Annotated in this window: 27 protein-coding genes; 12 read left to right on the forward strand and 15 right to left on the reverse strand. The window is 67.2% G+C overall.

The annotated features are described in order from the left end of the window. Window positions 1-24 precede the first annotated feature (24 nt). Together AC1RP5_RS02685 and AC1RP5_RS02690 are read right to left on the reverse strand one after the other, a co-directional pair. Window positions 25-1,083, reverse strand: coding sequence for an alpha/beta fold hydrolase (locus AC1RP5_RS02685; RefSeq protein WP_493109027.1), 1,059 nt, complete (start codon window positions 1,081-1,083; stop codon window positions 25-27). Next, window positions 1,064-3,508, reverse strand: coding sequence for a DUF3772 domain-containing protein (locus AC1RP5_RS02690; protein ID WP_493109028.1), 2,445 nt, complete (start codon window positions 3,506-3,508; stop codon window positions 1,064-1,066). The genes AC1RP5_RS02685 and AC1RP5_RS02690 overlap by 20 nt, the downstream gene beginning before the upstream one ends. A gap of 212 nt (window positions 3,509-3,720) precedes the next feature. Between AC1RP5_RS02690 and AC1RP5_RS02695 the strand changes: the two genes are divergently transcribed. Genes AC1RP5_RS02695 through AC1RP5_RS02705 form a run of 3 tightly spaced genes read left to right on the forward strand, consistent with a single transcriptional unit; the run spans window position 3,721 to window position 5,905 of the window. Further along, on the forward strand, window positions 3,721-4,824 hold the full coding sequence (locus AC1RP5_RS02695; RefSeq protein WP_493109029.1) for a malate/lactate/ureidoglycolate dehydrogenase: 1,104 nt from the start codon (window positions 3,721-3,723) through the stop codon (window positions 4,822-4,824). Between the two features lie 26 nt (window positions 4,825-4,850). After that, the gene (locus AC1RP5_RS02700) at window positions 4,851-5,471 is read left to right on the forward strand and encodes a glutathione S-transferase family protein (RefSeq protein WP_493109030.1); all 621 of its coding nucleotides are present in this window, start codon (window positions 4,851-4,853) and stop codon (window positions 5,469-5,471) included. Then, the gene (locus tag AC1RP5_RS02705) at window positions 5,468-5,905 is read left to right on the forward strand and encodes a cupin domain-containing protein (RefSeq protein WP_493113278.1); all 438 of its coding nucleotides are present in this window, start codon (window positions 5,468-5,470) and stop codon (window positions 5,903-5,905) included. The genes AC1RP5_RS02700 and AC1RP5_RS02705 overlap by 4 nt, the downstream gene beginning before the upstream one ends. A gap of 70 nt (window positions 5,906-5,975) precedes the next feature. Here AC1RP5_RS02705 and yddG read toward each other — a convergent pair whose 3' ends face one another. Beyond that, window positions 5,976-6,827, reverse strand: coding sequence for an aromatic amino acid exporter YddG (yddG, locus tag AC1RP5_RS02710; protein ID WP_493109031.1), 852 nt, complete (start codon window positions 6,825-6,827; stop codon window positions 5,976-5,978). A 121-nt stretch (window positions 6,828-6,948) separates the two neighbouring features. Here yddG and AC1RP5_RS02715 point away from each other — a divergent pair, with 121 nt between their 5' ends. Then, window positions 6,949-7,701 (forward strand): DUF1499 domain-containing protein, encoded by a 753-nt coding sequence (locus AC1RP5_RS02715; protein ID WP_493109032.1) that lies wholly within the window; start codon window positions 6,949-6,951, stop codon window positions 7,699-7,701. Window positions 7,702-7,707: 6 nt separating this feature from the next. On the opposite strand, the gene AC1RP5_RS02720 is transcribed toward AC1RP5_RS02715, so the two are convergent. The 4 genes from AC1RP5_RS02720 to AC1RP5_RS02735 form a co-directional block, all read right to left on the reverse strand. Further along, window positions 7,708-9,135 (reverse strand): sensor histidine kinase, encoded by a 1,428-nt coding sequence (locus tag AC1RP5_RS02720; RefSeq protein ID WP_493109033.1) that lies wholly within the window; start codon window positions 9,133-9,135, stop codon window positions 7,708-7,710. 9 nt (window positions 9,136-9,144) lie between these two features. Further along, a complete protein-coding gene (locus tag AC1RP5_RS02725; RefSeq protein ID WP_493109034.1) occupies window positions 9,145-10,569 on the reverse strand; it encodes a dihydrolipoyl dehydrogenase family protein in 1,425 nt (474 codons plus the stop codon). Window position 10,570: 1 nt separating this feature from the next. Then, the gene (locus AC1RP5_RS02730; protein WP_493109036.1) at window positions 10,571-11,278 is read right to left on the reverse strand and encodes a TVP38/TMEM64 family protein; all 708 of its coding nucleotides are present in this window, start codon (window positions 11,276-11,278) and stop codon (window positions 10,571-10,573) included. 65 nt (window positions 11,279-11,343) lie between these two features. Then, a complete protein-coding gene (locus AC1RP5_RS02735) occupies window positions 11,344-12,000 on the reverse strand; it encodes a glutathione S-transferase family protein (RefSeq protein WP_493109037.1) in 657 nt (218 codons plus the stop codon). 116 nt (window positions 12,001-12,116) lie between these two features. On the opposite strand from AC1RP5_RS02735, the gene rpmH reads away from it, so the two are divergent. The 5 genes from rpmH to yihA all read left to right on the forward strand — a co-directional run bounded on the left by rpmH (window position 12,117) and on the right by yihA (window position 15,495). Further along, on the forward strand, window positions 12,117-12,251 hold the full coding sequence (gene rpmH, locus AC1RP5_RS02740) for a 50S ribosomal protein L34 (RefSeq protein ID WP_068199953.1): 135 nt from the start codon (window positions 12,117-12,119) through the stop codon (window positions 12,249-12,251). A 5-nt stretch (window positions 12,252-12,256) separates the two neighbouring features. Continuing rightward, a complete protein-coding gene (rnpA, locus tag AC1RP5_RS02745; RefSeq protein WP_493109038.1) occupies window positions 12,257-12,646 on the forward strand; it encodes a ribonuclease P protein component in 390 nt (129 codons plus the stop codon). A 63-nt stretch (window positions 12,647-12,709) separates the two neighbouring features. Further along, on the forward strand, window positions 12,710-12,976 hold the full coding sequence (gene yidD, locus AC1RP5_RS02750) for a membrane protein insertion efficiency factor YidD (protein WP_493109039.1): 267 nt from the start codon (window positions 12,710-12,712) through the stop codon (window positions 12,974-12,976). A gap of 24 nt (window positions 12,977-13,000) precedes the next feature. Further along, window positions 13,001-14,833, forward strand: a complete 1,833-nt coding sequence (gene yidC / locus AC1RP5_RS02755; protein WP_493109040.1) for a membrane protein insertase YidC — start codon at window positions 13,001-13,003, stop codon at window positions 14,831-14,833. After that, complete coding sequence (gene yihA / locus AC1RP5_RS02760; RefSeq protein WP_493109041.1) at window positions 14,833-15,495, forward strand: ribosome biogenesis GTP-binding protein YihA/YsxC; 663 nt, start codon at window positions 14,833-14,835, stop codon at window positions 15,493-15,495. Before yidC ends, yihA begins: the two co-directional genes overlap by 1 nt. Window positions 15,496-15,513: 18 nt before the next feature. Here yihA and AC1RP5_RS02765 read toward each other — a convergent pair whose 3' ends face one another. Further along, window positions 15,514-16,200 (reverse strand): 2OG-Fe(II) oxygenase, encoded by a 687-nt coding sequence (locus AC1RP5_RS02765; protein WP_493109042.1) that lies wholly within the window; start codon window positions 16,198-16,200, stop codon window positions 15,514-15,516. Window positions 16,201-16,316: 116 nt separating this feature from the next. Here AC1RP5_RS02765 and argB point away from each other — a divergent pair, with 116 nt between their 5' ends. Continuing rightward, the gene (argB, locus tag AC1RP5_RS02770; RefSeq protein WP_493109043.1) at window positions 16,317-17,231 is read left to right on the forward strand and encodes an acetylglutamate kinase; all 915 of its coding nucleotides are present in this window, start codon (window positions 16,317-16,319) and stop codon (window positions 17,229-17,231) included. A gap of 43 nt (window positions 17,232-17,274) precedes the next feature. Further along, window positions 17,275-17,847, forward strand: a complete 573-nt coding sequence (gene def, locus AC1RP5_RS02775) for a peptide deformylase (protein ID WP_493109044.1) — start codon at window positions 17,275-17,277, stop codon at window positions 17,845-17,847. Here the strand turns inward: def and AC1RP5_RS02780 are convergent. Continuing rightward, a complete protein-coding gene (locus tag AC1RP5_RS02780) occupies window positions 17,844-18,683 on the reverse strand; it encodes an SDR family NAD(P)-dependent oxidoreductase (protein WP_493109045.1) in 840 nt (279 codons plus the stop codon). The genes def and AC1RP5_RS02780 overlap by 4 nt on opposite strands. Window positions 18,684-18,778: 95 nt before the next feature. On the opposite strand from AC1RP5_RS02780, the gene AC1RP5_RS02785 reads away from it, so the two are divergent. Further along, window positions 18,779-19,687, forward strand: a complete 909-nt coding sequence (locus tag AC1RP5_RS02785; protein ID WP_493109046.1) for an AraC family transcriptional regulator — start codon at window positions 18,779-18,781, stop codon at window positions 19,685-19,687. On the opposite strand, the gene AC1RP5_RS02790 is transcribed toward AC1RP5_RS02785, so the two are convergent. From AC1RP5_RS02790 to AC1RP5_RS02815, 6 genes are all read right to left on the reverse strand, one after another. Further along, window positions 19,684-20,502, reverse strand: a complete 819-nt coding sequence (locus AC1RP5_RS02790; RefSeq protein WP_493109047.1) for a phosphodiesterase — start codon at window positions 20,500-20,502, stop codon at window positions 19,684-19,686. The two genes, AC1RP5_RS02785 and AC1RP5_RS02790, sit on opposite strands and share 4 nt — an antisense overlap. 10 nt (window positions 20,503-20,512) lie before the next feature. Continuing rightward, window positions 20,513-21,559, reverse strand: coding sequence for an ABC transporter ATP-binding protein (locus AC1RP5_RS02795; protein ID WP_493109048.1), 1,047 nt, complete (start codon window positions 21,557-21,559; stop codon window positions 20,513-20,515). After that, window positions 21,556-22,362 carry an ABC transporter permease gene (locus AC1RP5_RS02800; protein WP_493109049.1) on the reverse strand — a complete coding sequence of 269 codons (807 nt, stop codon included), beginning with the start codon at window positions 22,360-22,362 and terminating at the stop codon, window positions 21,556-21,558. Before AC1RP5_RS02800 ends, AC1RP5_RS02795 begins: the two co-directional genes overlap by 4 nt. A 1-nt stretch (window position 22,363) precedes the next feature. Next, window positions 22,364-23,182: an ABC transporter permease gene (locus AC1RP5_RS02805; protein WP_493109051.1), complete on the reverse strand. Its 819-nt coding sequence runs from the start codon at window positions 23,180-23,182 to the stop codon at window positions 22,364-22,366. Between the two features lie 74 nt (window positions 23,183-23,256). Next, a complete protein-coding gene (locus AC1RP5_RS02810; RefSeq protein ID WP_493113280.1) occupies window positions 23,257-24,264 on the reverse strand; it encodes an extracellular solute-binding protein in 1,008 nt (335 codons plus the stop codon). Window positions 24,265-24,271: 7 nt separating this feature from the next. After that, window positions 24,272-25,078: a DeoR/GlpR family DNA-binding transcription regulator gene (locus AC1RP5_RS02815; RefSeq protein WP_493109052.1), complete on the reverse strand. Its 807-nt coding sequence runs from the start codon at window positions 25,076-25,078 to the stop codon at window positions 24,272-24,274. Window positions 25,079-25,261 lie beyond the last annotated feature (183 nt).

Raw genomic sequence — 25,261 nt, forward strand, 5'->3', positions numbered from 1 at the left:
GTCTGGAGACCCGCGGTCCGATGACTAATCCTTCTCAGGCACCACCGACGGCTGGACGGTGGTGTCGTTGGCCGGGTCGGGTTCCGGTTCGGACGGTGCTGCCGTCTGTGGCGGCAACGGCGCGTTGGCGAGGAAGGCGGCGACGACCGCGGCGGTCGCACGCGGCGCCTCTTCCATCGGGTTGTGGCCCAGGTTCTCGAAGATCTCGAGCTTGCTGCCCTTGATGTCCTCCTGGAAGCGGAAGGCATCGGCCACCGGCACCCAGCGGTCCTTGGCGCCCCAGATGATCAAGGTCGGCACGTCCATGCGCTTGAGCGGCGAGGGATCGAGCGGCTCCTGCTTGCGGGCGCGCTGCAGCGTCGCCTCGCGATTGCCGGGGAAGCGCTGCAGCTCGGAATAACGCCGGATGCGCTCGGGTGTCACCATCGCGGGATCGGCATAGACCTCGGTAAGGGACCGACGGACCAGACCCTCCGGCTTGAAGTAGATGCCGATGTCGCCGACGACCGGCGTGCGGGCGAGGCGGGTCGGCAGGGGCGCGTCGCCACCCTGCCGCGGGTAGCCCGCGGCGTCGACCAGCACGAGCTGGATCACGCGATCGGGCCGTGTCGCGGCAAAGGTCCAGGCGACGGCGGCGCCCAGCGAATGGCCGGCCACGACGACCTTGTCGAGATGCAGCGTGTCGATCAGCACCTCGATGAAGTCGGCATAGGCCTCGACCGTATATTCGTCACGCGGCCAGGCGCCGGTCAGGCCATGGCCCGGCAGGTCGACCGAGATCACCCTTGCCGTCTTGCCGAGTTCTCGCGCCCAGCCTTCCCACGAATGCAGCGAGCCGTTCGAGCCATGGATCAGCAGGATCGGCACGCCGTCGGGATTGCCCTGCTCGCGGACATGGGCGTTGACGCCGCCGACATCGACGAAGCGCGAGCGGTCGTTGGCGTAGCGCGCGATCAGGGTCTCGGGCGGCAGCGAGGGCGCGTAGGCCCACATCGCGATGCCGGCAAACACTGCGGCCGAGAACAGCGCATAGAGCGGCCAGCGCCGGGGCGGGGCCTCGTCCCTACGGCGTCGCGGGGGCATCGCCCGGCCTTTCCGTGGAGCCTTCCTTTGTCTCTGGCGACGGGTCGCTGTGCAGCGCGAAGTTCACCTTGTCGAGGCCGCGCACCCTGAACTCCGGCACCGGGCTGGGGTCGATGATCTTCTGCTCGATCAGCTTCTGCAGGATCGCCCGGTTGAGGTCGTTGGTGACGATCAGCCGGTCCTCGAGCCGCGCGACGAACACGAACAGCTCGAAGTCGAGCCCGCCGGACGCGACCTTCACGAAGCGCACGATCGGCGCGGGCACGCGCAGCACGCGGGCATGGCCAAGTGCGGCCTCGCGCAGGATCGCCTCCATGCCGTTCACGTCGGTGCCGACCGGCACGGTGAGCTTGATCTCGATGCGGCTCGACGTGTCGGAATAGGTGCGGTTCACCACCGGGTTCTGCAGGAACATGCTGTTGGGCACGATGACGTGCGTGCGCTGGAACGTCTCGATCTCGGTGGCGCGAATGTTGATGCGCCGCACGAAGCCCTCATGGCCGCTCACGGTCACCCAGTCGCCCGCCTTGATCGGCCGCTCGACCAGCAGGATGACACCGGAGATCACGTTGTTGGCGATGTTCTGCAGCCCGAGGCCGATGCCGACCGAGAGCGCGCCCAGCACGATGGCGAGGTTGGTGAAGTCGACGCCCAGCGCGCCGATGCCCACCAGGATGGCGATCATCACGCCGGCATAGTTGAGGCCGGCATCGATCGATTGGCGCAGCGGCATCGGCGCATCGACGGTCGGCAGCACACGGTCGCGCACGATGCCGCGGATCAGGCGGGCCAGCAGCATGCAGACGAAGAACGCCACGATCGCCATGCCGACATTGCCGAGCGAGATCGTGACGCCGCCGACCTTGACGCCGCGCAGGAGCTGGCCGAATCCGTCGGCGATCGCGTCGGTGTCGACGTTCCAGGTCGCGGGGATGGCAATGGACAGGACCAGCACCAGCGCCGCGTCGAAGACCAGCAGCACGAGATACTGGCCGCGCAGCGAGGCGTCGGGCGCCAGGCCGAGATTGCGGCGGACCCACTTGCCCGACGGCGATCCGGGTGCGGCCGCCGCATCGAGAAGATCGGCCACCAGCCGATGCAGCAGCAAGGCCACGGCGATCAGCAGGCAGGTGGTCGAGATCGCGGAATGCAGATGCGAGCCCAGGGTCGCGTAGCCGACGAGCGAGAAGACGATGGACGAAAACACCGAGACCACGAGCGCCAGGCGGATGACCGTCCACCACGTGCCGCCGATCATGGGCGGCAGCTCGGAGCCTTCGGGGCGGGCGGCCCGCCAGGCGCGATTCGACAGGGCCGGCAGGCTGAGCACAGCCACCACGCTGGTCATCACGACCGCGCCGACCGCCGCCACCGCGTCACGGCCATCGCCGCGCGTCAGGGCCAGATAGATGAATTCGAGCGGCAGGCTGACCGAGAACAGGCGCCGCAGGGCGTTCGACAGATAGGCGGCGCTGTCGTCGGTGAGCGGCATCACGCGCCATTCAGGTCGGGCCGGCGACAGGCCCGCCGACGTCATGCCGAACACCAGCAGCAGCAGCATGAGGCGCACCACGGCTTCGGGGATCAGCGTGTCGATCGGCGACGGCGGATTGCTGGCCAGCAGCAGCTTGCCGATCAGCCACACCGCCAGGATGGGCACCAGGACGAGGCCGAGTCCGTCGATGGCGGTGACGATGGTCTGGTCGCGCTGGGCATCGATGTGCGTGCCGCCCCGGCCGAAGCGGCGGCGCAGCGACCGGCCCAGCCACCACAGGACGATGGTGATGACCGCCCACAGGCCGAGCGGCACCAGTTCGGGACTGCCCGAGCTCAGGGAGAGGAAGCCGTCGCGGCTCCAGATCGCCATCGCCTTGGTCAGAGACGATATCGAGGCGACGAACTGCGGCCCGATATTCCGCCACACGCTGGGCGAAAGCGGGGAAGGATCGCGTCGCAGCAGGGTCCGCAGCACCAGCTCGCCGCGCAGCTTGGTCATGCGCTCGAGAAGCTGGTCGGCGCGGGCGATCACGACCTCGCATTGCTTGAGCCGGCTTTCGGAGACCGTGGCCTGCTCGGTCAACCGGTCGCGGTCGGCCTTCACCGCGTCGGTTTCAGGTGGTGCATCGGTGCCGGGCTTCACCTCGAGCGGCGCCAGGAGCTTCCTGGTGTCGGCGAGGTCGTTGCGGGCGAGCGAGGCGGCGGCCATCGCCGCCGTCCGCACGTCGGTCGCCTGCTCGCGCAGGCCGTCGATCTCGACCGGCAGCAGGTCGGCCTGCTCGGTACGTGAGGCGATGCGGTCGAGCTGGCGTCCCCACAGCTCGACGAGCTGGCTGAAGGGTCGTTGCGGCGGCGGCACGGACTGGGCGGAGGCCGCGACGCTGGCGAACAGCAGCACGAGCCATGCGAGGCGAGCTAGAGATCGCATTCGGTGCGCGATTCCCGGAAACGACGAAAGGGCTTTAGTGGTCACTACCACGGGCGGCCCGGACCGGGCCACGCCGCAGACAGTGTCTGGCCGCGCAGCAGGGCGAAATCAGGGCGCGTTTGGCGTGGGCCTGTACCTGTAACCGCTTCGTCGTTGACAGGGCCGTGACGACGCGGAACCTTGCCGCCCGAATGTAAAGGGGAGATCAAGGTATGGCCGAAGGGCAGGGTTCCGTTGGCGAAGTGCGTATCAAGCCCGACCGCCTGCATGATTTCACCATGGCGATCTGCCGGGCCGACGGCAGCTCCGTCGAGGAGGCGAAGCTGGTCGCCGACCATCTCGTCCTCGCCAACCTGTACGGTCATGACAGCCACGGCGTCGGCATGATGCCGTCCTATATCCAGAACACGATGAACGGCGCCTGCAAGCGCAACCACCACGCCAAGATCGATCGCGACAATGGCGCGGTGATCGTGATCGACGGCGGCGCCGGCTACGGTCAGGTCATCGCCAAGGAGGCGATGGAGATCGGTATCGAGCGGGCGAAGAAGCACGGCGTCTGCGTCGTCGGCCTCAAGAACTCCCACCATATCGGCCGTATCGGTCACTGGGGCGAGCAGTGCGCGCGCGCCGGCATGGTCAGCACCCATTGGGTGAACGTGCATGGTCACAAGTCGCTGGTCGCGCCGTTCGGTGGCGCCGAGGCGCGCTTCACGACCAATCCCTACTGCACGGCCATTCCGCGCAAGGGCCGCGAGCCGATCGTGCTCGACTTCGCCACCAGCCAGGTCGCGATGGGCAAGGTGCGGGTCGCCAACAACAAGAAGATCCAGATGGAGGAAGGCCTCCTGATCGATGCGGCGGGCAACGCCACCACCGAACCGGGCGTGATGTACAACGCGCCCTACGGCGCCATCCTGCCGTTCGGTCTGCACAAGGGCGGTGGCCTCGCCGTGATCTGCGACCTGCTGGCCGGCGCGCTGACCGGCGGCCGCACGCACAGCCCGCGCACGATCAAGAAGAACGGCACCGACATCATCAACAACATGCTGTCGATCATCATCGATCCCGATTCGATGGGCGGCACCGCCTTCTTCGAGGACGAGGTCGACACCTTCATCGACTGGGTGAAGTCGGCCAAGCCGCAGCCCGGCGTCGACGAAGTGCTGGTGCCGGGCGAGCCCGAGCGGGCGCGCAAGCTCGACCGCGAGAAGAACGGCGTTCCAATCGATTCGACGACCTGGCAGCAGCTCGTCGACACGGCCCGCAAGGTGCGCTTGAACGACACGGATATCCCGCAGATGGCCGGCGCCTGACGCGACCGGATAACAGGAGACCGACCATGGCCAAGATGAAGCTCTACTACTCGCCGTCGTCGCCCTATGCCCGCAAGGTCAGGGTGCTCTCGCTCGAGACCGGTCTCGACAAGAAGATGGACCTGGTGAACGTGGCGCTGACGCCGGTCGCTCCCAACGGCGACGTCGACAAGCACAATCCGGTCGGCAAGATCCCGGCGCTGTCCATCAAGAACATGGACCTCTTCGACTCGCCGGTGATCTGCGAGTACCTCGACAGCCAGCACAAGGGCCGCAAGCTGTTCCCGCGCAAGGGCCGCGAGCGCTGGATGGCGCTGCGTCAGCAGGCGATGGCCGACGGCCTGCTCGATGCCGCGCTGCTCGCCCGCTACGAGGGCTTCCTGCGCCCCGAGGAGAAGCGCTGGCCCGATTGGTCAAAGGGCCAGATGAAGAAGATCGACGGCGTGCTCGACCAGCTCGAGGCCGAATCGAAGGCGCTGAAGGGCAAGCCGACCATCGGTACGATCTCGATCGGCTGCGCGCTGGGCTATCTCGACTTCCGCTTCGGCAATCACGACTGGCGCGCCAAGCGACCAAAGCTCGCCAAGTGGTTCACCGCCTTCGGCAAGACGCCGTCGATGAAGGCCACCGTTCCGCCGCCGGCCTGATTGACGTGACGGCCGACGAGATCATCGCCCGGCTCGGGCTGCAGCCGCATCCCGAGGGCGGGCACTACCGCGAGACGTTCCGGGCGGCCGACCCCACCGGCAAGGGCGGGCGCGGCGCCAGCACGGCGATCTTCTTCCTGCTGAAGGGCGGCGAGCGCTCGCATTGGCACAAGGTCGATGCCGACGAGGCCTGGCATCACTATGCCGGCGCGCCGCTCGAACTCTCCCTGAGCGACGACGGCCGCACGTCCCGCCATCTGCGCCTGGGCGCTGATTTCGGCCTGGGCGAGACGCCGCAGATCGTGGTGCCGCGTGGCGTCTGGCAGGCCGCCCGCTCGCTCGGCAACTGGACCCTGGTCGGCTGCACGGTGGCGCCGGCCTTCGAGTTCGCCGGCTTCGATCTCGCTCCGCCGGGTTGGGAGCCGGGCGCCTAGCACTCATTCGGACCGCGGGCCTCCAGGCCCGCCTCATGAGCGGGCCTGGAGGCCCGCGGTCCGCTTGAATCTACTGACGCTTCCAGAGATCGCGAGACGCCAGCACCGCGCCGACCGTGACCAGCAGAGCGGCGGCGATCAGCGTGCCGGTCGGTTCGGCCAGCCCGCAGGCCATCAGGATCGCCGTCGACAGGATGGGCGTCGCATAGGAGAGCGCGCCCAGCGCCCGGATGTCGCCGCGCTTCACCGCATGGTCCCAGAAATAGAAGGCCGAGCCGGCCGGTCCGAGGCCGAGCGCCAGCACCGCGGCCCAGGCCGATGGGGTCGCGGGCCAGACGGTGCGCTCGAACGCGAGATGGCAGGCCAGCGACAGCAGGGCCGACGCGGCGCAGAAGGCGGCGATGGCGTCGGTCGGGGTCTCGCCGAAGCGTCGCGACAGCACGGAATAGATTGACCAGGCGAAGGCGCAGCCCAGCGCCAGCAGGTAACCGAGCGCGTGGCTGTCGGCGAAGTGCAGGCCACGGCCGAACGCCAGCAGCGCGACACCGGCAAACCCCAACGCCGCGCCCAAAAGATGCGGCCAGCCCAGCCGTTCGCCGGCCAGCGGCGCGGAGAGCAGCACGATCAGCAGCGGCCACAGGTAGTTGATGAGGTTGGCTTCGGCCGGCGGGGCGAGCTGCAGGGCCGCGAAGTAAAGGGCGTGGTAGCCGAACAGGCCGCCGATCCCCAGCAGCCAGACCCGCCAGGGCCAGACGACCAACCCGGACCAGCCGACGCCACGGGACAGGGCGCGGGCGATGCCGATCGCCGCCCCGACCGCGAACGTCATGGCAACCATCTGGAACGGCGGAATCGGCCCGGCCGACACCGAAAGGAGGGCCAGCGAGCTCCACAGGCCGATCGAGATGAGGCCTGCCGCCATGGCCCGGCGCCGGATTGTGTCGGCCGTCGTCATCGCCGCCGCATAGAGAATGAAAGGTCGGTTGTCGAGCGGATGCGCAAGTTGCGTTTCACGGTTACGATGCGATTGCAGCGGAGCCTGGATGTTCGTTAGGCCGACCAATCCGATTAGTCATCGACTGGCGCGTATCGCCTTCATCTTAGCGACCATCGGGTCGCTGATCGTAGCCGTTTCCGGTCCGCTTCACCGCTATGTCGGCCTCGATATCGAGGCGGCCATCGCGCTGTTCCGCTACGGCTTCTATCTCACCGTCGCTGGCGTGGCGCTGGGCCTCGCCACCATTCTGCCGGCCCGTCCCGGCGACAAGCGGCGCGGCTTCGTCGCCGCTTTCCTGGCGATCGCGATCGGCGCGGCCGGTGGGTGGGTGCCGCTGCACTGGTTCCTGCAGGCGCAGCAGCGGCCGGCCATCAACGACATCACCACCGACACGGCCAATCCGCCGCCGCTGGTGGCCACCGCGCAACTGCGGCGCGGCGCACCCAATCCGCCGACCTATCCGAAGGAGAGCGCCGCGCTGCAACGCGCCGCCTTCCCCGATATCGAGCCCGTCGTGCTGGCCGTGCCGCCGGCCGAGGCGTTCAAGCGGGCCGACCGTGCAGCCACAGCGTTGGGATGGGATGTCGTGGCGCGTGTTCCCGCCGATGGTCGCCTCGAAGCCGTCGCGACCAGCCCGTGGTTCGGTTTTCGCGACGACATCGTCATCCGCATCCGGCCGCAGGGAGCCGGCGGCAGCCGTGTCGACATCCGATCCAAGGGTCGCCTTGGCGAATCCGACCTCGGCGGCAATGCCGAGCGTGTCCGCGCCTTCATTGCGCGCCTGAAGAGCGAAGGCTGACGACAGCTACGTCGCTGGCAGCGTGAAGCAGAACAGCGTGCCCTGCTCGTTCGATTCGATGAGGGCGATGTCGCCGCCGTGGAGGCGCACCAGGTCGCGGGCGATGGCGAGGCCGAGACCGGTGCCGCCCTGGCGTCCGCCGGTGGTGAAGGGCTGGAACAGCTGCTTGGCCACCGCAGCGGGAATGCCCGGTCCATTGTCGGCCACTTCGAGCAGCAGGTAGCCGCCATTGCGCCGGAAGCGGACGGTGACGCTCGTGGCGCCGGCTTCGAAGGAGTTGCGGCCGAGATTGACGAACACGCGGTAGAGCACGTCGCGGTCGCACCGCGCGGTGCAGCCATTGCCGATCTCGTTGATCCAGGTGCGCAGCAGGTTGGGGTCCCTGTCCTCACCCTGCTCCTGCAGCGCGACGCCCACTTCGTCGACGAGGTCGGCGAGATCGACCTCGGCGAGCCGGGGCGACGGCTTTTCGCGGACATACTCGATGGCGTCGCTGGCCAACCGTGCCGCGCGGTCGATCGTGTTGAGGATGGTCGGCGCCAGCGCGCGCGTGCGCTCATCGTCGCTGCGCGCCAGCCGGTCCGACAGCAGACGGGCCGTCGAGAGCATGTTGCGCAGGTCGTGGTTGATCTTGTTGGTCGCGGCGCCGACTTCGGCCAGGCGCGATTTCTGGCGCAGCGACGCACGCAGCTCGCGCTGCAGGATCTGGAACTCGCGGTCGACAACGCCGATCTCGTCGTTGCGCCGTACCGGTCCGCGCTCGGCGCCCGCTTCCTCCGGCGCACGACGGAACGCAGTCATGGCGGCCGACAGGTCCTGCAGTGGTCGGACGACCAGCCAGCGCAGCGCGAGGTAGAGAAGTGCCGCCGTGAAGAGCGCGATGATGATCGAGAGGACCAGGATGCGGCTGGCGTAGCCATACATCGCGGCGCGCATCGGCGGCTCATCGACGACGATCCAGACCATGGCGCCGGGCAGGCGGACCGACTCGCCACCGACACGGATGAAATGCGAGCCGTCGCGCGCCATCGCTTCCAGCGCGTCCCAGATCAGGCCGAGGGCGCCGCGGTCCTTGAGGTTGAAGCCCTGCATCTCCGGCCGGGGCTCGATGTTCATCAGGGCGCGCTTGGGCTTGTTCGGCTCGACCAGCACGACCGCCTCGACCCGGGCATGCGCCAGCAGCGAACGCTTCACCTCTTCCGTCACCATGTTGTCGGGCGTGGCGTCGAGGGCGAGCGCCGCCAGCGTGCCGCTCTCGATCAACTGTTCGAGATAGACCAGCCGGAAGCGGGCGATCGAGGGCAGGAAGATCGCGACCTCGGCCGTCATCACGGCAACCACCACGAGGCCCAGGATTCGCCACGACAGGCCGAAGGTGCTGCGCCGGTTCGCGCGGCGGACGGACCGTTCCGTCAGGGTGGCGTCGGCGGTCATGGCGCGACTCTACCAGACCGGCAATCGTGCGAGAAAGCGCACGAGGCCCTGGGTGCGCGGGCCGAACAGGGTTTCGGTGTAGTAGCTGCCCGCCGCCCGTTTGGCCGTCTCGCCGAGCGTTGGATAAGGCGGCACGAACCCCGCCAGGGTCGAGACCTTCAGGCGGCCGGAAAGGGCCAGGCACCAGGTCTGGATCAGTTCGCCCGCCTGCGGTCCCGCGATGCCCGCCCCCAGCACGCGCCCGCGCCGATCGGTGATTGCCTTCACCAGGCCGTCGGTCTCGCGATCGGTCTGCGCGCGATCGTTCTCGGAGAACTTCCAGCGCAGGACCTTGATGCCGTCGCCATGGCGCGCGCGGGCATCGCGCTCGTTCAGGCCGACCTGTGCTAGCTCCGGATCGGTGTAGGTCGCCCACGGCACGAGCCCGGCATCGAGCCGGGCGGGTGCGCGGAACAGAGCGCCGCGGATGAACAGTGAGGCTTCGTGGCCCGCCATGTGGGTGAACGCATATCGCCCATTGCAGTCGCCGATCGCCCAGACGTTGCGATTGGAGGTGCGCAGCGAATCGTCGACCGTGATGCCGTGCTTCGTGTGCGCCACGTCAGCCTTGTCGAGGTCGAGACCTTCGACCGTGGGCGTGCGCCCCGTCGCGACCAGCAGGTGCGAGCCTTCGATCCGCGTCTCGCCGTCGAGCACGACGGCGACGCCATCGGTCGTTCGCTCGACCCTGGCAACGCGGGTCTTTTCGCGGAGGTCGATCCCTTCGCTGCGCAGCCGGGCCACGACGATCACGGCGAGTTCGGGATCGTCCTTGGCGAGACAGGTCGCGGCTTCCAGCACGGTGACGCGGGCGCCGAGGCGGCGGAAGGCCTGCGCCATCTCGAGGCCGATCGGACCGCCGCCCAGTACTACGAGATGCGAGGGCAGCGTGCGGTTGGTGAAGAGCGTCTCGTTGGTGAAGTGCGGCACCTCGGCAAGCCCGGGCACGGGCGGCAGCGTGGGCCGCGAACCGGTCGCGAGCACGATGCGCTTGCTGCGGATGCGATGGGTGCCGGCCTGCAGTTCGGTGCGGCCGACGAAGCGCGCCTCTTCCTTGAGGACACGCACGCCGAGTTTCTCGAAGCGTTCGACCGAGTCGTTGGGTGCGATGGCCTGGATCACGCCGGCCACGTGATCCATCACCTTGCCGAAATCGACGTTGGGTTCGACCGGCGCGATGCCAAAGGCGGCGCCGCTTCGCTGCGCCTGCGCGGCGTGCGCGGCGGCGATCAGGGCCTTCGACGGCACGCAACCGAAGTTGAGGCAATCGCCGCCCATCAGCGCGCGTTCGACCAGCACGACATCGAGACCGAGCTGTGCCGCACCCGCCGCCACGACCAGACCGGCCGATCCGCCGCCGACGATGCAGACATCGGGCGTGAGCAGGTCGCTCATCTCAACCCGCAGGCCGGCGGCGCAGGCGGCTGTAGACGACTGGCAGCAGCGACAGGGCGCCCAGTCCCAGCAGCGGCAGCAGGATGCGCCATTCGAAGATGATGCCGAGGTTGGGCTGCTCGCCGCGTTCCAGCAGCATGCCGAGGCCGGCGCCGACGCCGGAATAGATGACCGCCGCCGGGATGATGCCGAGCAATGTCGCCGGGCCGTAGCGCAGCAATCGCATGCCCAGCAGCGCCGGCACGATGTTGACCAGCCAGAAGGGGAAGATCGGCACCAGCCTCAGGAACAGCAGGTAGTTGAAATCGTCGTGCCGGAATCCCTCCTCGAACCGCGCCAGCTTTGCGCCGGCGCGCGCGCGGAAGAGGTCGCGAAAGGCGTAGCGCGCGGCCAGGAACACGGCGATCGAGCCGGCCGTCGCGCCGATCACCGAAAGGAACGCCCCTATCCAGGTGCCGAACAGGAAGCCGCCCACGGGCGTCGCCAGCATGGCGATGGGCAACGAGAAGGCGACCATGATCGCATAGGCCAGCAGGAAGACGAGCGCCGCCAGCGTGCGATGCGCCGCGACCCACGCCGTCAGCGCCGCCTGATGACGGCCCAGCATCTCGTAGGAGAAGTAGCGCTCGAGACCGAGCAGCAGGAAGGTCGCCAATCCCGCCAGCAGGATCGCCACTGGCAGCAGCCGGCGCAGTGTCGACGGATTCATCTGGCCTTTCGTCTCGCCCCACATGGATATTGACGCTGCGGGGGCGATCCTCAAAGCACATGCTGTCACGCCTGAGTGACTGGAAGACCGGGATTTGTCGCAGCGAGGCTCGGGCGCGCGCCGAGCTGTCGCCACCAGGCGGAGAGCCGGGGACGTTCGGCGAGCAGCGCCGCGCCGCGCGCGGACTGCGCGAAGTAGGCGACCATCGCGCCGAGGTGGAAATCGGCCAACGAGACTTCGGCCCCCGTGAGCCAGGTGTCCGTCGCGGCCAGCGCCTCAAGCGCGTCGAGGACCTTGGCCGCCGCCGCCAGCCCCTTCGCCAGCTCCGCGGGATCGCCTGGGGCGCGGTTATGGGGCCGGACGACATCCTGGACGAAGACCTGCCGCACCAGCGGCCGGTAGGCATAGGCGTCGACCACACCGACGATCTGGTCCATGCGGGCAAGCCGCCGGGGATCCGTGGGTTGGAGGGCGGGACCTGGGAAGGCGCGGTCGATGTAGCGGGTGATGGCACCGGTTTCGTAGAGGGCGAAGCCGTCATGGACGAGGGCCGGGACGCGGCCGAACGGGTGGAGCGCCAGATAGGCCGCCGGCACATCGGCCGCGAACGGATTTACTTCGACCCGTTCATAGGCCACGCCCTTCTCGGCCAGGGTCAGGCGGGCGATCCGGACGTAGACGCTGTAGCGGTAGCCGTGAAGAAAGAGGGTCCCGGAAGTCATGGGCGGCATCCTAGCCCTCGTTGACTCTGAAGGGTCACACGCTTATTACCCTCGCCCACGGAATTTGCCCCCGGCGCCTGCGCGGGGGGCTTTGTTGTGTTTTAAGGAGTTGCGTCATGAAACGCACCTATCAGCCGAGCAAGCTCGTCCGCGCCCGTCGGCACGGCTTCCGGTCCCGTATGGCGACCGTCGGTGGCCGCAAGGTCATCGCCAACCGCCGTCGGTCCGGCCGCAAGCGTCTGTCGGCCTAGTTCTATTGGCTGCGGCGCGCCTCGGGCGTCTGCCGAATCGTAGCGACTTTTTACGCGTCCAGGCCGGGCGGCGATGTGCCATGCCCGGTTTTGTGCTGCAGACGGCGCCCCTGCCGCCGAATCTCGCCTTTCCCGCCATCCGGGTCGGTTTCACCGTCAGCCGCAAGGTCGGCAATGCCGTGGTGCGTAACCGCGTCCGCCGCCGCCTGCGCGAGATCGCCCGGGAGGTGATTCCGCAGATGGCGCGCGCCGATCAGGATTATGTGCTGGTCGGCCGCCAGGGCGCGATCACCCGGGACTACCAGAAGCTGCGGGCCGAGCTGGGCGAGGCGCTGAAGCGCCTCAAGTCGCTGGCGATCCCGGAGGCCGCACCCGCGCCGATAGCGACGCCATGACTGCCCCATGAACTGCATTGGCAGCTTGCGCCGGCCCACTTAAATCGCCAGTTTCCGGGCCGCATGATGTCTCTGGTCCTGCGCGGCGCGGTTCGTCTCTACCAACTCACGCTCGCCTACTTCTTCGTCGGTGCCTGCCGCTACGAGCCCTCCTGCTCGGCCTATGCGGCGGAAGCGCTGTCGAAGCATGGCGCGCTGCGGGGGAGCTGGCTCGCTGCGCATCGACTGTGCCGCTGCGGCCCCTGGGGCGCCGGCGGCTACGATCCCGTTCCGTCGGCCGCGTCCCGCCCGCGCGCGCCGCTTTCCTGTCACTCCGCCCGGCGCTCCTGAGCCGCCACGAAAGATCGCCGACAAATGGATCAGAAGAATTTTATCGTCGCTATCGTTCTCTCGGTGCTGATCATCGTGGGCTGGCAGGTGGTGTTCCCGCCGTCCAAGCAGGCGACCCAGAACGCCCAGCAGCAGGCCTCGACCACGACGCCGTCGGGCGCGCCGGCCGCGCCCGCCGGCCAGAACGGGACGACGCCGGGTTCGACGCCCGGCCCCGGCAACACGCCGACCCAGCAGCCGGTCGTGAGCCGCGGCGAAGCCGTTCTCCTGACGCCGCGCGTCACCTTCAACACGCCTGAACTCACCGGCTCGATCTCGCTCAAGGGCGCGCGCATCGACGACGTTCAGCTCGTTAAGTATCGCGAGACCATCGATCCCAAGAGCCCGCCGGTGCCGGTCCTGTCGCCGGTTGGCAGCGAGCATCCCTACTACGCCGAGTTCGGCTGGTCGGCGTCGGATCCGGCGATCAAGGTGCCCGGTGCCGACACGGTGTGGACGTCGGACGCGCAGACCGTTGCGCCCGGCAAGCCGGTCAAGCTCACCTGGGACAATGGCGATGGACTGATCTTCGGTCTCACCGTCGCGATCGACGAATTCTTCATGTTCGACGTGAAGCAGAGCGTCGAGAACAAGACCGACAAGCCCGTAACGTTGTTCCCGTGGAGCCTGATCGTCCGCTACGGCGAGCCGAAGTTCGAGGGCATGTACATCCTCCATGAGGGCCCGTACGGCGTCTTCAACGGCACGCTGAAGGAATTCAGCTACTCCGACTTCAAGGGCGGCAAACAGCAGAAGATCAACACCACCGGTGGCTGGGTCGGCATCACCGACAAGTACTGGATGTCGGTGCTCGTGCCCGACCAGAAGTCCAAGGTCGATGTTTCGATCAAGCAGACCGGCGCCGGCGCCGACGTGAAGTACCAGGTCGACTATGTCGGCAGCGGCGTCGCCGTGGCGCCGGGTGCGAGCGTCACGACCGACGCCCGCCTGTTCGCCGGCGCGAAGATCGTGCGGGTGATTTCCGACTACGAAAGCAAGTACGGCATCGAGAAGTTCGACCTCACGATCGACTGGGGCTGGTTCTGGTTCTTCACCAAGCCGCTGTTCTGGTTGCTCGAGTGGCTCTACGTGCATCTCGGCAATTTCGGCCTGTCGATCCTGGTGCTGACCGTGGTCGTGAAGGCCGTGTTCTTCCCGCTGGCCAACAAGTCCTATGCGGCGATGAGCAAGATGAAGCGGCTCCAGCCCGAGATGGAGAAGCTCAAGCAGCGCTATGGCGAGGATCGCCAGCGCATGAACCAGGAGCTGATGCAGCTCTATCGCCGGGAAAAGGTGAATCCGGCGGCGGGCTGCCTGCCGATCGTCGTGCAGATCCCGGTGTTCTTCGCGCTCTACAAGGTGCTCTACACCACCATCGAGATGCGCCATCAGCCGTTCTACGGCTGGATCAAGGATCTGTCCGCGCCCGATCCGCTTACGATCCTGACGGGCTTCGGCCTGTTCCCGTGGGACGTCCCGCAGTTCCTGCACTTCTTCAACATCGGCATCTGGCCCATGATCATGGGCGTCACGATGTACCTGCAGCAGAAGCTGAACCCGCAGCCGACCGATGCGGTGCAGGCGCGCGTGTTCCAGTTCCTGCCCATCCTGTTCACCTTCATGCTGGCGCCCTTCGCCGCCGGCCTGGTGATCTACTGGGCCTGGAGCAACACGCTCTCGATCGCGCAGCAGTACATGATCATGCGTCGCCACGGCGCGCCGATCGGCGGCAAGGCCGTCCCGGCTACCGTGTCGGCCGAGTCGACTCCCGCCCCCACTGACAAGAAGGGCGGCAAGGGAACCGGCAAGAAGGGCTGATGCCGGACAAGTCACCTGACGAGATCGACGAGGGCCGCTCGCCGGCCGAGATCGAGGCGGCGCGCAAGCTCTTTGCGGGCCCCTGTGATTTCGTCTCCGGCGCGGCCTCGATCGAGTCCCTGCCCGGCATCTCGCTGCCCGAAGTGGCCTTCGCCGGCCGCTCCAATGTCGGCAAGTCGAGCCTGGTGAATGCGCTCACCGGGCGCCGCACCCTGGCACGCGTCTCGGCCAATCCCGGCCACACGCGGCAGGTCAATTTCTTCAACCTCTGCGACCGGCTGATGCTGGTCGACCTGCCGGGCTACGGTTTCGCCAAGGTCTCGCGCTCGATGAAGGAGACGTGGCAGGACCTGGCCTCCGCCTATCTGCGCGGCCGTCCGACCCTGATGCGCATCTTCGTGCTGATCGACGGCCGGCACGGCGTGAAGGAAAGCGACCGCGAGACGATGCGCAATCTCGACAGCGCCGCCGTCTCCTACCAGCTCCTGCTGACCAAGACCGATTACCTGCGTGCCGCGGACGTGCCGCGCGCGATCAAGGACGCCGAGGCGGTCGCGCGTAAGCACGGCGCCGCCCACCCGATCGTCCTGCCGACCAGCAGCGAGACCGGCTTCGGCATTCCCGAGTTGCGCGCCGACATCGCCGCGGTCGCCCAGGTTTAGGCGCGCGCCTCTCCGCGGCTACGCCGCGTCGTGGAAGATCACGCCCAGGGTAAAGCGTTGGCCGGTATGCAGGCTCGATACGCCATGGCGCATGGCGGTGCGATGCCAGCCACGGACACCTTTCACCGGCCGTTCGTTGACGGCGAAGATCGCGGCGTCCCCCTGCTGCAGTGGCACGACCTCGCCGCGCGACTGCATGCGCGGGCGCTGCTCCACCAGCATGAACTCGCCGCCGGTGAAGTCGCGCCCGGGCGCGCTCAACATCACCACGACCTGTAGCGGGAAGACCATCTCGCCGTAGAGATCGCGATGCAGGCAGTTGTAGTCGCCGGGCCCGTAGCGCAGCAGCAGCGGCGTCGGCCGCGTCTGGCCGGCCTCGTGGCATTCGCGCAGCCAGGCCTCCAGGGTCGAGGGGAAGCGCTTGGGCTTTCCCAGCTGCTCGTTCCAGCGATTGGCGACCTCGGCGAGGGCCGGGTAGAGCGTCTGGCGAAGCCGCTGCACGGGCTTGGGCAGGTCGTAGGCGAAGTACTGGTATTCGCCCTGCCCATAGCCATGGCGCTGCATGACAATATGTTTACGGAATCGGGCCTGCTCGGGCCACAGGGCGGCCAAGGTGCGGCACTCGTCGGGGCCGATCAGGTTTCGCGCCACGGCGAAGCCACGATTTGCCAGGGTTTCGCTGTCGAAAACGGAGGAGGCTTGCATCTGGACATCCTGACGCGGCCGACCGGGTTCTTCTATCCGCGACCCGCCTAATATATTATGCGCCTTGGCCCTCTCCCGGCACGGAGAGGGCTTTCGTTCAACTGGAGATGCTGGAAATGGCCGAGCCGGTTCAACCCGACAAGGAGCAGAAGCGGCTCATCCGCATGGCGGAGACCATCTCCAAGGCGTTGCCCTATATGCGCCGGCATAACGACGCCACCTTCGTGGTGAAGTACGGCGGCCATGCCATGACCGACCCGAAGCTCGGCGACCTGGTCGCCCGCGACGTGGTGCTGATGAAGCAGGTCGGCATGAACCCGATCGTGGTCCATGGCGGCGGCCCCCAGATCAACAAGATGCTGGAGCGCGTCGGCATCAAGAGCACGTTCGTGAACGGGCTGCGCGTCACCGACGCCCAGACGATGGAAATCGTCGAGATGGTCCTGGCCGGCTCGATCAACAAGGCGATCGTGGCCGACATCAACGAGTGCGGCGGCATCGCCGTCGGCATCTGCGGCAAGGACGGCAACCTGATCCTGGCCAAGAAGGTGACGCAGACGCGCGACCCGAAGACCGGCGAACTCCTCAAGGTCGATCTCAAGCAGGTCGGCGAGCCCGCCAAGATCAACGTCATGGTGCTGGAGCAGCTGCGCCGCGCCGACGTGATCCCGGTCGTGGCGCCCATCGGCTTCGGCGTCGACGACGAGCTGACCTACAACATCAACGCCGACACCTCGGCCGGCGCCATCGCGGGCGCCATGAAGGCCAAGCGTCTGCTGTTCCTGACCGACGTCCCGGGCGTCCTCGACAAGGACGGCAAGGTGATCCCCGACATGACGATCGAGCAGGCTCGCGCGCTGATCGCCGACGGGACGATCTCGGGTGGCATGATCCCCAAGGTCGAGAACTGCATCGATGCCGTGAACTCGGGCGTCGAAGCCGCCGTCATCATGGACGGCCGCGTGCCGCATGCGCTCCTGCTGGAGGTTTTCACCGAGGCCGGCGTCGGTACCATGGTCCGCCGGACCTGATCCCGACCTTGAAAAGCCCGATTTCTCTGCATATTTAGGCCCGATGGCTCTCCTGCCGATCCTCACCGCGCCCGATCCGCGCCTCAAGAAGAAATCCCTGCCCGTCGAAACGGTCGACGCCGGCGTGCGCCAGCTCATGGATGACATGCTGGAGACGATGTACGACGCGCCGGGCATTGGCCTCGCCGCGCCGCAGATCGGCGTGTTGAAGCGCGTCATCGTGCTCGACATCGACCGGGAAGACACCAAGACCGGCCCGCTGTTCATGGCCAACCCCGAGATCGTCGAGGCTTCGGACGAGGACGTTTCCTACGAGGAAGGCTGCCTCTCGGTCCCCGATCACTATTCCGACGTGGTCCGTCCGGCCACGGTCACCGTCCGCTACCTCGACCGCGACGGCAAGCAGCAGGACCTGGCCTGCGATGGCCTGCTGGCGACCTGCGTCCAGCACGAGATCGACCATCTCGACGGCATCCTGTTCATCGACCACATCTCGGCGCTGAAGCGGAACATGATCCTTCGCAAGCTCCTCAAGGCGCGCAAGGAACAGGAACGCGACGCGGCCGAGGGTCGCCCTGCCAAAGCGAAGACCAAGGACGCAGAACCCGCGATCTAGGCGCCGTCGCCAACGGGCTTCGGCCCGAACATCTCCCGCATCTTCTGCAGGTAGTGCTCTTCCGACGTCGACCAGCGCAAGCCGGCCAAGAGCTTCGAATCAGCGCCCGCGGGATAGCGGATCCTGCCGCCCTCTTCCGTCGCGGCCGCAAGGGTCGCTTCGGCCACCTCCGCCTCGGTGCAGTAGCGCGTCGGATAGTTCGCCATGTTGGCGAAGCATGATTGCGTGAAGGCGCCGTATTCGTCCGGGAACAGGCCCTGCATGCGGGCGCTGCCGTTGGCTGTGAGATTGGTGGTCGGCGCGTAGCCGGGTTCGACCAGGCGGGCCTTGATGCCGAAAGCGCCCAACTCGTATGAGAGCGATTCCGTGAAGCCTTCGACGGCGCATTTGCTGGCGGCATAGGCCGCCACCAGCGGCATCACGCCGAGGGTGACGCTGGAGGTGACGTTGATGATGGTGCCGTGTCCCTGCCGGCGCATCTGCGGGATGATGGCGCGGCAGGCCGCGAACACGCCGAAGGTGTTGGTCTCGAAGATCTCGCGCACGGCCTTGTCGGGAGTGGCCTCGAAGATCGAGGCGAGGCCGATGCCCGCATTGTTCACCAGGACGTCGATCGCGCCGAACGCAGCGACGCCACCGGCAATGGCCCCCGCGATGCTGGCATCATTGGTGACATCGAGAGGCAGGACCTTCAGCAGGTCGGAGGGGCTGGCGAAAACCGTCGGATCCGGCCGTCGCATGGTGGCGACGACGTTCCATCCGCGATCGAGGAAGTGCTCGACCATCGCCTTGCCGTAGCCGGACGAGGTGCCGGTGATGAGGACTGTCTGGGCCATCTGATGCTCCGCTTTCTGTCTGGTCCGTTCAGCATAGCCATCAGGCATGGATGGTATATAATCTGAGTGCCTGAATTAGTTATGGATCGTCCAGAATGGATCCCTTCAGCGATCTAATCGGCCTGCTGCAGCCCCGCGCCGCACTCTCGAAGCCGATCACCGGCCGGGGGCGCTGGGGCGTGCGGTACGCGGCCTACGGCCAGCCGGGCTTCGCCCTCGTCCTGGCCGGACAATGCTGGCTGGCGCTCGAGGGCGGCGGGCCGGTCCTGCTCGAAGCGGGTGACTTCGTGCTGTTGCCCGCGACCCCTGCCTTCACCCTGTCCAGCCATCCCGACGTCGCCTGTGTGCCGGTCGAGCCGTCGGACAAGCCCGTCCGGCATGGAGATCCCGACGGCGAGCCTGACCTGCAGATGCTGGGCGGCGCCTTCCAGATCGAACCGACCAACGCCGCGCTGCTGACCGGCCTGCTGCCGCGCATGACCCATCTCCGCGCGGCGGACGGCGACACGACACGCCTCGCGCGCTTCGTCCATCTCCTGCGCGAGGAATCCGAGGCCGACTGGCCCGGTCGCGAGATGATCCTGCAGCGGCTGCTCGAGGTGATGCTGGTCGAATGCCTGCGTCGACCAGGATCGGGCAGCGCCGTGCTGCCGACGGGATTGCTGGCGGGGCTGCGCGACCGCGGGCTGGCGGTCGCCTTGCGCGCGATGCATGCGGACGTGCGTGCCGGCTGGACGGTGGCGGAACTCGCACGGCTCGCCGGCATGTCGCGCTCGGCCTTCGCCGCCCGCTTCTCGCAGGCCCTGGGCTGCGCTCCGATGGAATATCTCGCGCGCTGGCGGATGGCGCTGGCGCAGGATGCGCTCGGCCGCGGAAACAAATCGCTCGACCGCCTTGCCGAGGAGATCGGTTACGAATCCGCCAGCGCTTTCAGCACAGCCTTCCGCCGCCGCATCGGCTGCGCGCCCGGCGCCTTCGCGCGATCGCGGCGGAGGGCGGCCTAGTCGATCAGCTTGCCGTCGGCGTCGAAGAACGGATACGGCCCGTCATAGTCGCCGATGACGGCGGCGTGGGTCACGAGCTGGCCATCGTTCCACCAGTGCAGCATGAAACCCGGCGGCTCCATGCGGAAACGGCTAGGGGCATCGGGATGGATGTCGAGCGCGACCTGATGCGCGGGGCTGGGGCAGGTCATGGCCGGCCGACCGCCGACCAGGGCGTGGATCGTGCGATGGAGATGGCCGCACAGGATCAGTTCGATCTGATCGTGCTTGGCCACGATGTCGGCGAAGGCCTCGCGCCCTAGAAGGCCGATCTTGTCCATGTGGCCGATGCCGGTGACGAAGGGCGGATGGTGCATCAGCACGAGGGTCGGCGTGTTGGGCTTGTCGGCCAGCGTCCGGTCGAGCCAATCGAGGCGTTCGCGACAGAGTTCGCCGCCGCCCTGCCCCGGGATCAGCGTGTCGAGGCCGACGAGGCGCAACGGATAGTCGTCGACTGCGAACTGCAGGAACGTGCCGTCCGTCGGCAGATAGCCGCCGTCGCGGAAGGCATCTCGCATCGCCTCGCGTTCGTCGTGATTGCCGGGAATGGCGATGATCCGCTGCTTGATCGGCGCCAGGATCGACTTCAGGTGGTCGTATTCCTCCGGCCGTCCGAGATCGACGAGGTCGCCGGTCAGCAGGATCAGGTCGGGCTGCGGGCTCAGCGTCAGAATCTCGTGCACGCAGCGGCGCAGCATGCTCGCGGTGTCGACCTTCTTGTAGGCGAGCTTTCCCGGCAGCTTGATGTGGGTGTCGGTGATCTGCGCGATCAGCATTGAAAACTCCTCACAGGACCAACAGGCCGCGCGGATCGATGGCGAGACCCACCGCATCGCCATGCTGGAAATCGCGCCGCGCCGTGCTCTCGATCACCAGCGGCTTCTCCTCACCGACATCGACGAAGAGCCGTGTGCGGTCGCCCAGGAAGAAGGCCGACGCCACCTTGCCTTGCAGATTGGCCGTCTCGCTGCTCTCGGCGACGCGGATGTCTTCGGGGCGGAACAGGATTTCCGTCGCCGTCGCGGGCGCCTCGGCCCAGGGAACGATCCCGGCCTTGCAGCGGAAGACGCCGTTGCCGGTGGAGCCGGTCAGGCGGTTCATCGTGCCGATGAAGTCGGCGACGAAGCGCGTGGTTGGCCGCTGGTAGATCTCGCGCGGCTTGCCGATCTGCGCGACCCGGCCGTGCTCCATGACCACGATGCGGTCGCCCAGCGCCATCGCCTCGGCTTGGTCGTGCGTGACGTAGATCGCGGTGATGCCGAGCGAGCGCAGCAGCGAATCGATGTCGAGACGCAGCGTGTCGCGCAGCTTGGCGTCGAGCGCGGTCAACGGCTCGTCGAGCAGCAGGGCGCGTGGCCGGACCGCGATGGCACGCGCGAGCGCCACCCTCTGCCGCTGGCCGCCCGAAAGTTGGTCGATGCGGCGGTCGGCGAGCCGTGTGATCTGCATCATCGCCAGCATCTCGGAGACGCGCGCCTTCACCTGCGCGTCCGGTACCTTGCGGATGCGCAGGCCGTAGCCGACGTTGCCGGCCACGGTCATGTTCGGGAACAGCGCGTAGGACTGGAACACCATGCCGACATTGCGCTGCTCGATGGGCAGGTGCGTGACGTCGACGCCGTCGAACAGGACCTTGCCACCGGCATCGGGTTCTTCGAGGCCGGCGATGATGCGGAGGGTCGTCGTCTTGCCGCAGCCCGAAGGGCCGAGAAACACGACGGTCTCGCCGGCATGGATGGCGAGGTCGAGCGGCTCCAGCGCCCGGGTGCCGTCGGCGAAGGTCTTGGCGCAGTTCTCCAGCGCGATCGCGAGGGGTTTGCCGGCGTCGGTCATTCCGTTTCCTCCGCCACGAACTTCACCGGTCGCGGCTTGGCAAAGGCCTGCATGGCCAGCAGCAGGGGCATGATCATCACGAAGAAGACGAGTGTGTAGGCGCTGCCGATCTCGAGCCGCAGCGAAGCGTAGGCGTCGGCCAGGCCAACGGGCAGCGTCTTGGTGAAAGGCGTGTGCAGCAGCCACGTCATGTTGAACTCGCCCATCGACAAGGTCACGACCATCAGCGAGCCGGCGAGGATGCCCTGCCGGCAGTTCGGCAGCACGATGTCGCGAAAGCGCTCCCGGAAGCCTGCACCCAGCGAGGCGGCGCCTTCCTCGAGCGTCTTGAGGTCGATCGCCATCAGCACGGCCAGGACGCTGCGCACCATGAACGGTAGGGTGAAGAGCACGTGGCCGACCAGGATGAAGGCCCACGAGGTGCGGAAGCCCGACAGGCTGCCGTAGGTCACGATCAGCGCGAGCGCGGTCGCCAGGCCGGGCACCGCGACCGGCATCACCAGCAGCTCCTCGATGGCGCGGGTCAGCGCATTCTGCCGCTTGGCCAGCACGTAGGCCGCCGGGATGCCGAGTACGAGCGTGGCGGCGAGACAGGCCAGCGACAGGCCGATCGACAGGAAGATCGTGTCACGATAGCCGTTCCACACCTCCATCACCCAGCGCTGGGTGAGGCCGCTCTCGATGCCCACGAAGTAGTTGACCGTAAGGCCGGCCATGATCGAGAGGATCATCGGCACGATCAGGAAGGCGCAGACGAGCAAGGTGAAGCCGAGCTGCAGCAGGAAGAGGCCACGACGCTTCATGTCAGCCTGCCGCCGCGACGCTGGAGCCCGCGGCGGTGCGCGCGGCGGCGAGGACGACCCAGGTGACCGCGCCCAGCACGAAGCTCAAGGCGGCTGCCATCGCGATGTTCGCCGACAGGGTGAACTCCGTATAGATCACCATCGGCAGCACATCGATCTTGGCCGCAAGCGTGAACGCCGTGCCGAAGGCGCCAACCGCTGTGGCGAAGCAGATCGCGCCGGCCGAGATGAAGGCGGGCTTCAGTCCGGGAATGATGACGTCGAGCACGACGCGCCACGGTGAGGCGCCCAGCGAACGGGCGGCCTCCTCCAGTTTGGGGTCAAGCTTCTCGGCCGCGGCCATCACGGTGAGGATGGTGCGCGGGATCGAGAAATAGACGTAGCCCATGAACAGGCCCGACAGCGTGTAGGCCAACACGAGCTTCTCGCCGGTCAGCGCCTGCGTCACCTGGCCGATCAGGCCCTGGCGGCCGGCCAGCATGATCACCATGAAACCGATGACCACGCCGGGGAACGCGAGCGGGAAGGTCAGCATCGCCACCAGCATGCCGTTTCCAGGGAACCTGTTGCGTTGCAGGAATACGCCCGCGATGCCGCTGATGACGAGCGTCGCCGCCGTCGTCGTCGCGGCCACAAGGAGCGTGGAAATCAGGCTGTTGAAGTACTGGGCGTCGGTCAGGATCGCGGCATAGGCTGCCCATCCGGTCTTGCCGCTGCCGCCGATGAAGAACAGCCGCGCCATGGGCAACAGGAAGAAGCCGGCGAAGAAAATGCCGGCCGGCAGCAGGAGGAAGATCAGTCGGCGGAATTCGTTCCGCATGTCTTGTTCCTTGAACGCGCGACGGCGGGGTGATCCTTCGACCGCCCCGCCGCGCTCTTACTGTCGAGAGACGGTCAGTTCACTTCCTTGCGGTAGCGCTCGACGATCTGTGGCTGCGCTTTCGCAAGGTTCTTGAGGTCCACCGGCTTGGCGCGGGCATATTCGGCGTCCGGCAGGAACTTGGCCTTGGCTTCGGCCGAGAGCTGGTCGGCGAAGACCGGGCGCAGATAGGCATTGCCCCACATCGCCTGGCTTTCGTCGGACAGCACGAAGTCGAGCACCTTCTTGCCGTTCTCCGCGTTCGGGCTCTTGTTGACCAGCGCCATCACGTAGGGGAACACCAAGGTGCCTTCCTTCGGGATCACGAATTGCACCGGCGCCTTGTCGGTGTACTGGCCGCGATAGGCGTTGAAGTCGTAGTCGAGCAGGATCGGGATCTCGCCCGAGATCACGCGGGCATACGAGGTCTGCTTCGGCACGATCGGCTGGTTCTTGGCCAGTTCCTTGAAGAACTTGATGGCCGGGTCGAGATTGTCATAGGTGCCGCCGAGCGCGAGGTTGATCGCCATCACGCCGAGCTGGCCGACGGCGGCCGAGGTCGGATCGAGATACCCGACCATGCCCTTGTATTCGGGCTTGAGCAGGTCGGCCCAGCTCTGCGGTACTGGCTTGTTGCCGAGCGCGGCCTTGTTCACGAACAGGCCAAGCGTGCCGGAGTGGATTGTGAACCAGTTGCCGTCGGGATCCTTGAGATCGGCCGGGATCTTCTCCCAGTTCTTCGGCTTGTAGGGCGTCAGCACGCCGGCATCCTTGGCCGGGTCGGCCGCGATGCCGCCGAGATAGGTGACGTCGGCGACCGGGCTGCCCTTTTCGGCGATCAGCGCGGCGATGGCCTGGCCGGAGTTCTTGTTGTCCGGCGGGACCTGGATGCCGAGCTTGGCCTGGATGGCCTTGAGCTGCGAGCCCCAGTCGGCCCATTCCGGCGGGCAGTTGTAGCAGATGGCCCGCTGTTGGGCGGCGGCGCCCGAGATGTTTGCCGCGGCGGCGATGCCAAGGGCAGCCGCGAGAGCAAGATGCTTCAACATGAGATCAACCCCTCCTTGTTTGACTTGTCGACTCTTGAGACGCGTCGTCGTCCGGCCAGGACACGAGCCGGACCCCGGCCTCGCCCAGCCTCTCGGCGATGGCAGCGGGCACCGGACGATCGGTGAACACGGCGCTCGCCTCGGTGATGTTGCCGCCGCGCACGGTGCCGCCGCGGCCGAACTTGGAATGGTCGAGGACGAGAAAGCGCTGGCGGCAATGCTGGGCGAGCGCGCCGCGCATCGTCACCTCGTCGGTGCTGAAGTCGAGCAGGGTGCCGTCCTCGGCGACGCCGCCCACGCCGTAGATGCCGATGTCCGCGGCGAAGCGACCGAAGAAGCCGTGGGCCTCGCCCGCCACCACGTCGCGGTCGAGGTTGCGCAGGCGGCCGCCGGCGACGGTGATCTCGCAGGAGGCGCTACGGCTCAGCGCCAGCGCGACGTTGAGATTGTTGGTCATGACGCGGAGGCCGGCATGGTCGGCCAGCGCCAGCGCGCATTGTTCGGGCGTGGTGCCGATGCCGAAGAACAGCGACGCGCCCTCCGGCACTTCGCGCGCCACGAGCTGGGCGATGCGGCGCTTGGCGTCGATGTTCAGGACCTGGCGGGCAGGATAGGCGAGGTTCTCAGCCTCGGGCGGCAGCTCGACGCCGCCATGGCGCCGGCGCAGCAGGCCGCGGTCGCAGAGCAGGTTGACGTCGCGGCGGATCGTCTGCGGCGTGACGCCGAACTGATGGGCAAGCGCCTCTATCGCCTGGAAGCCGTCGCCGCGGACGAGTTCCACGATGGCGCGGGCGCGATCTTCGGCCTGCATTCCCGGATCCTGAGTCCGCTTCCTGTCCCGTTCGGTCTGCATTGTTCAAATGAACTATGAGTACCGTTCTTTTCGTTCATATGACTTTCATATGAACATTCGGGGTCGTCAATGGGCCGCGCAAAGCGCGGCCCCATGAGCGTCAGGACATTGCCCCGGGCAATGCCGGGAGCGTCGAAGGAA

The sequence above is a fragment of the Reyranella sp. GW821-FHT12G01 genome (assembly GCF_058806575.1).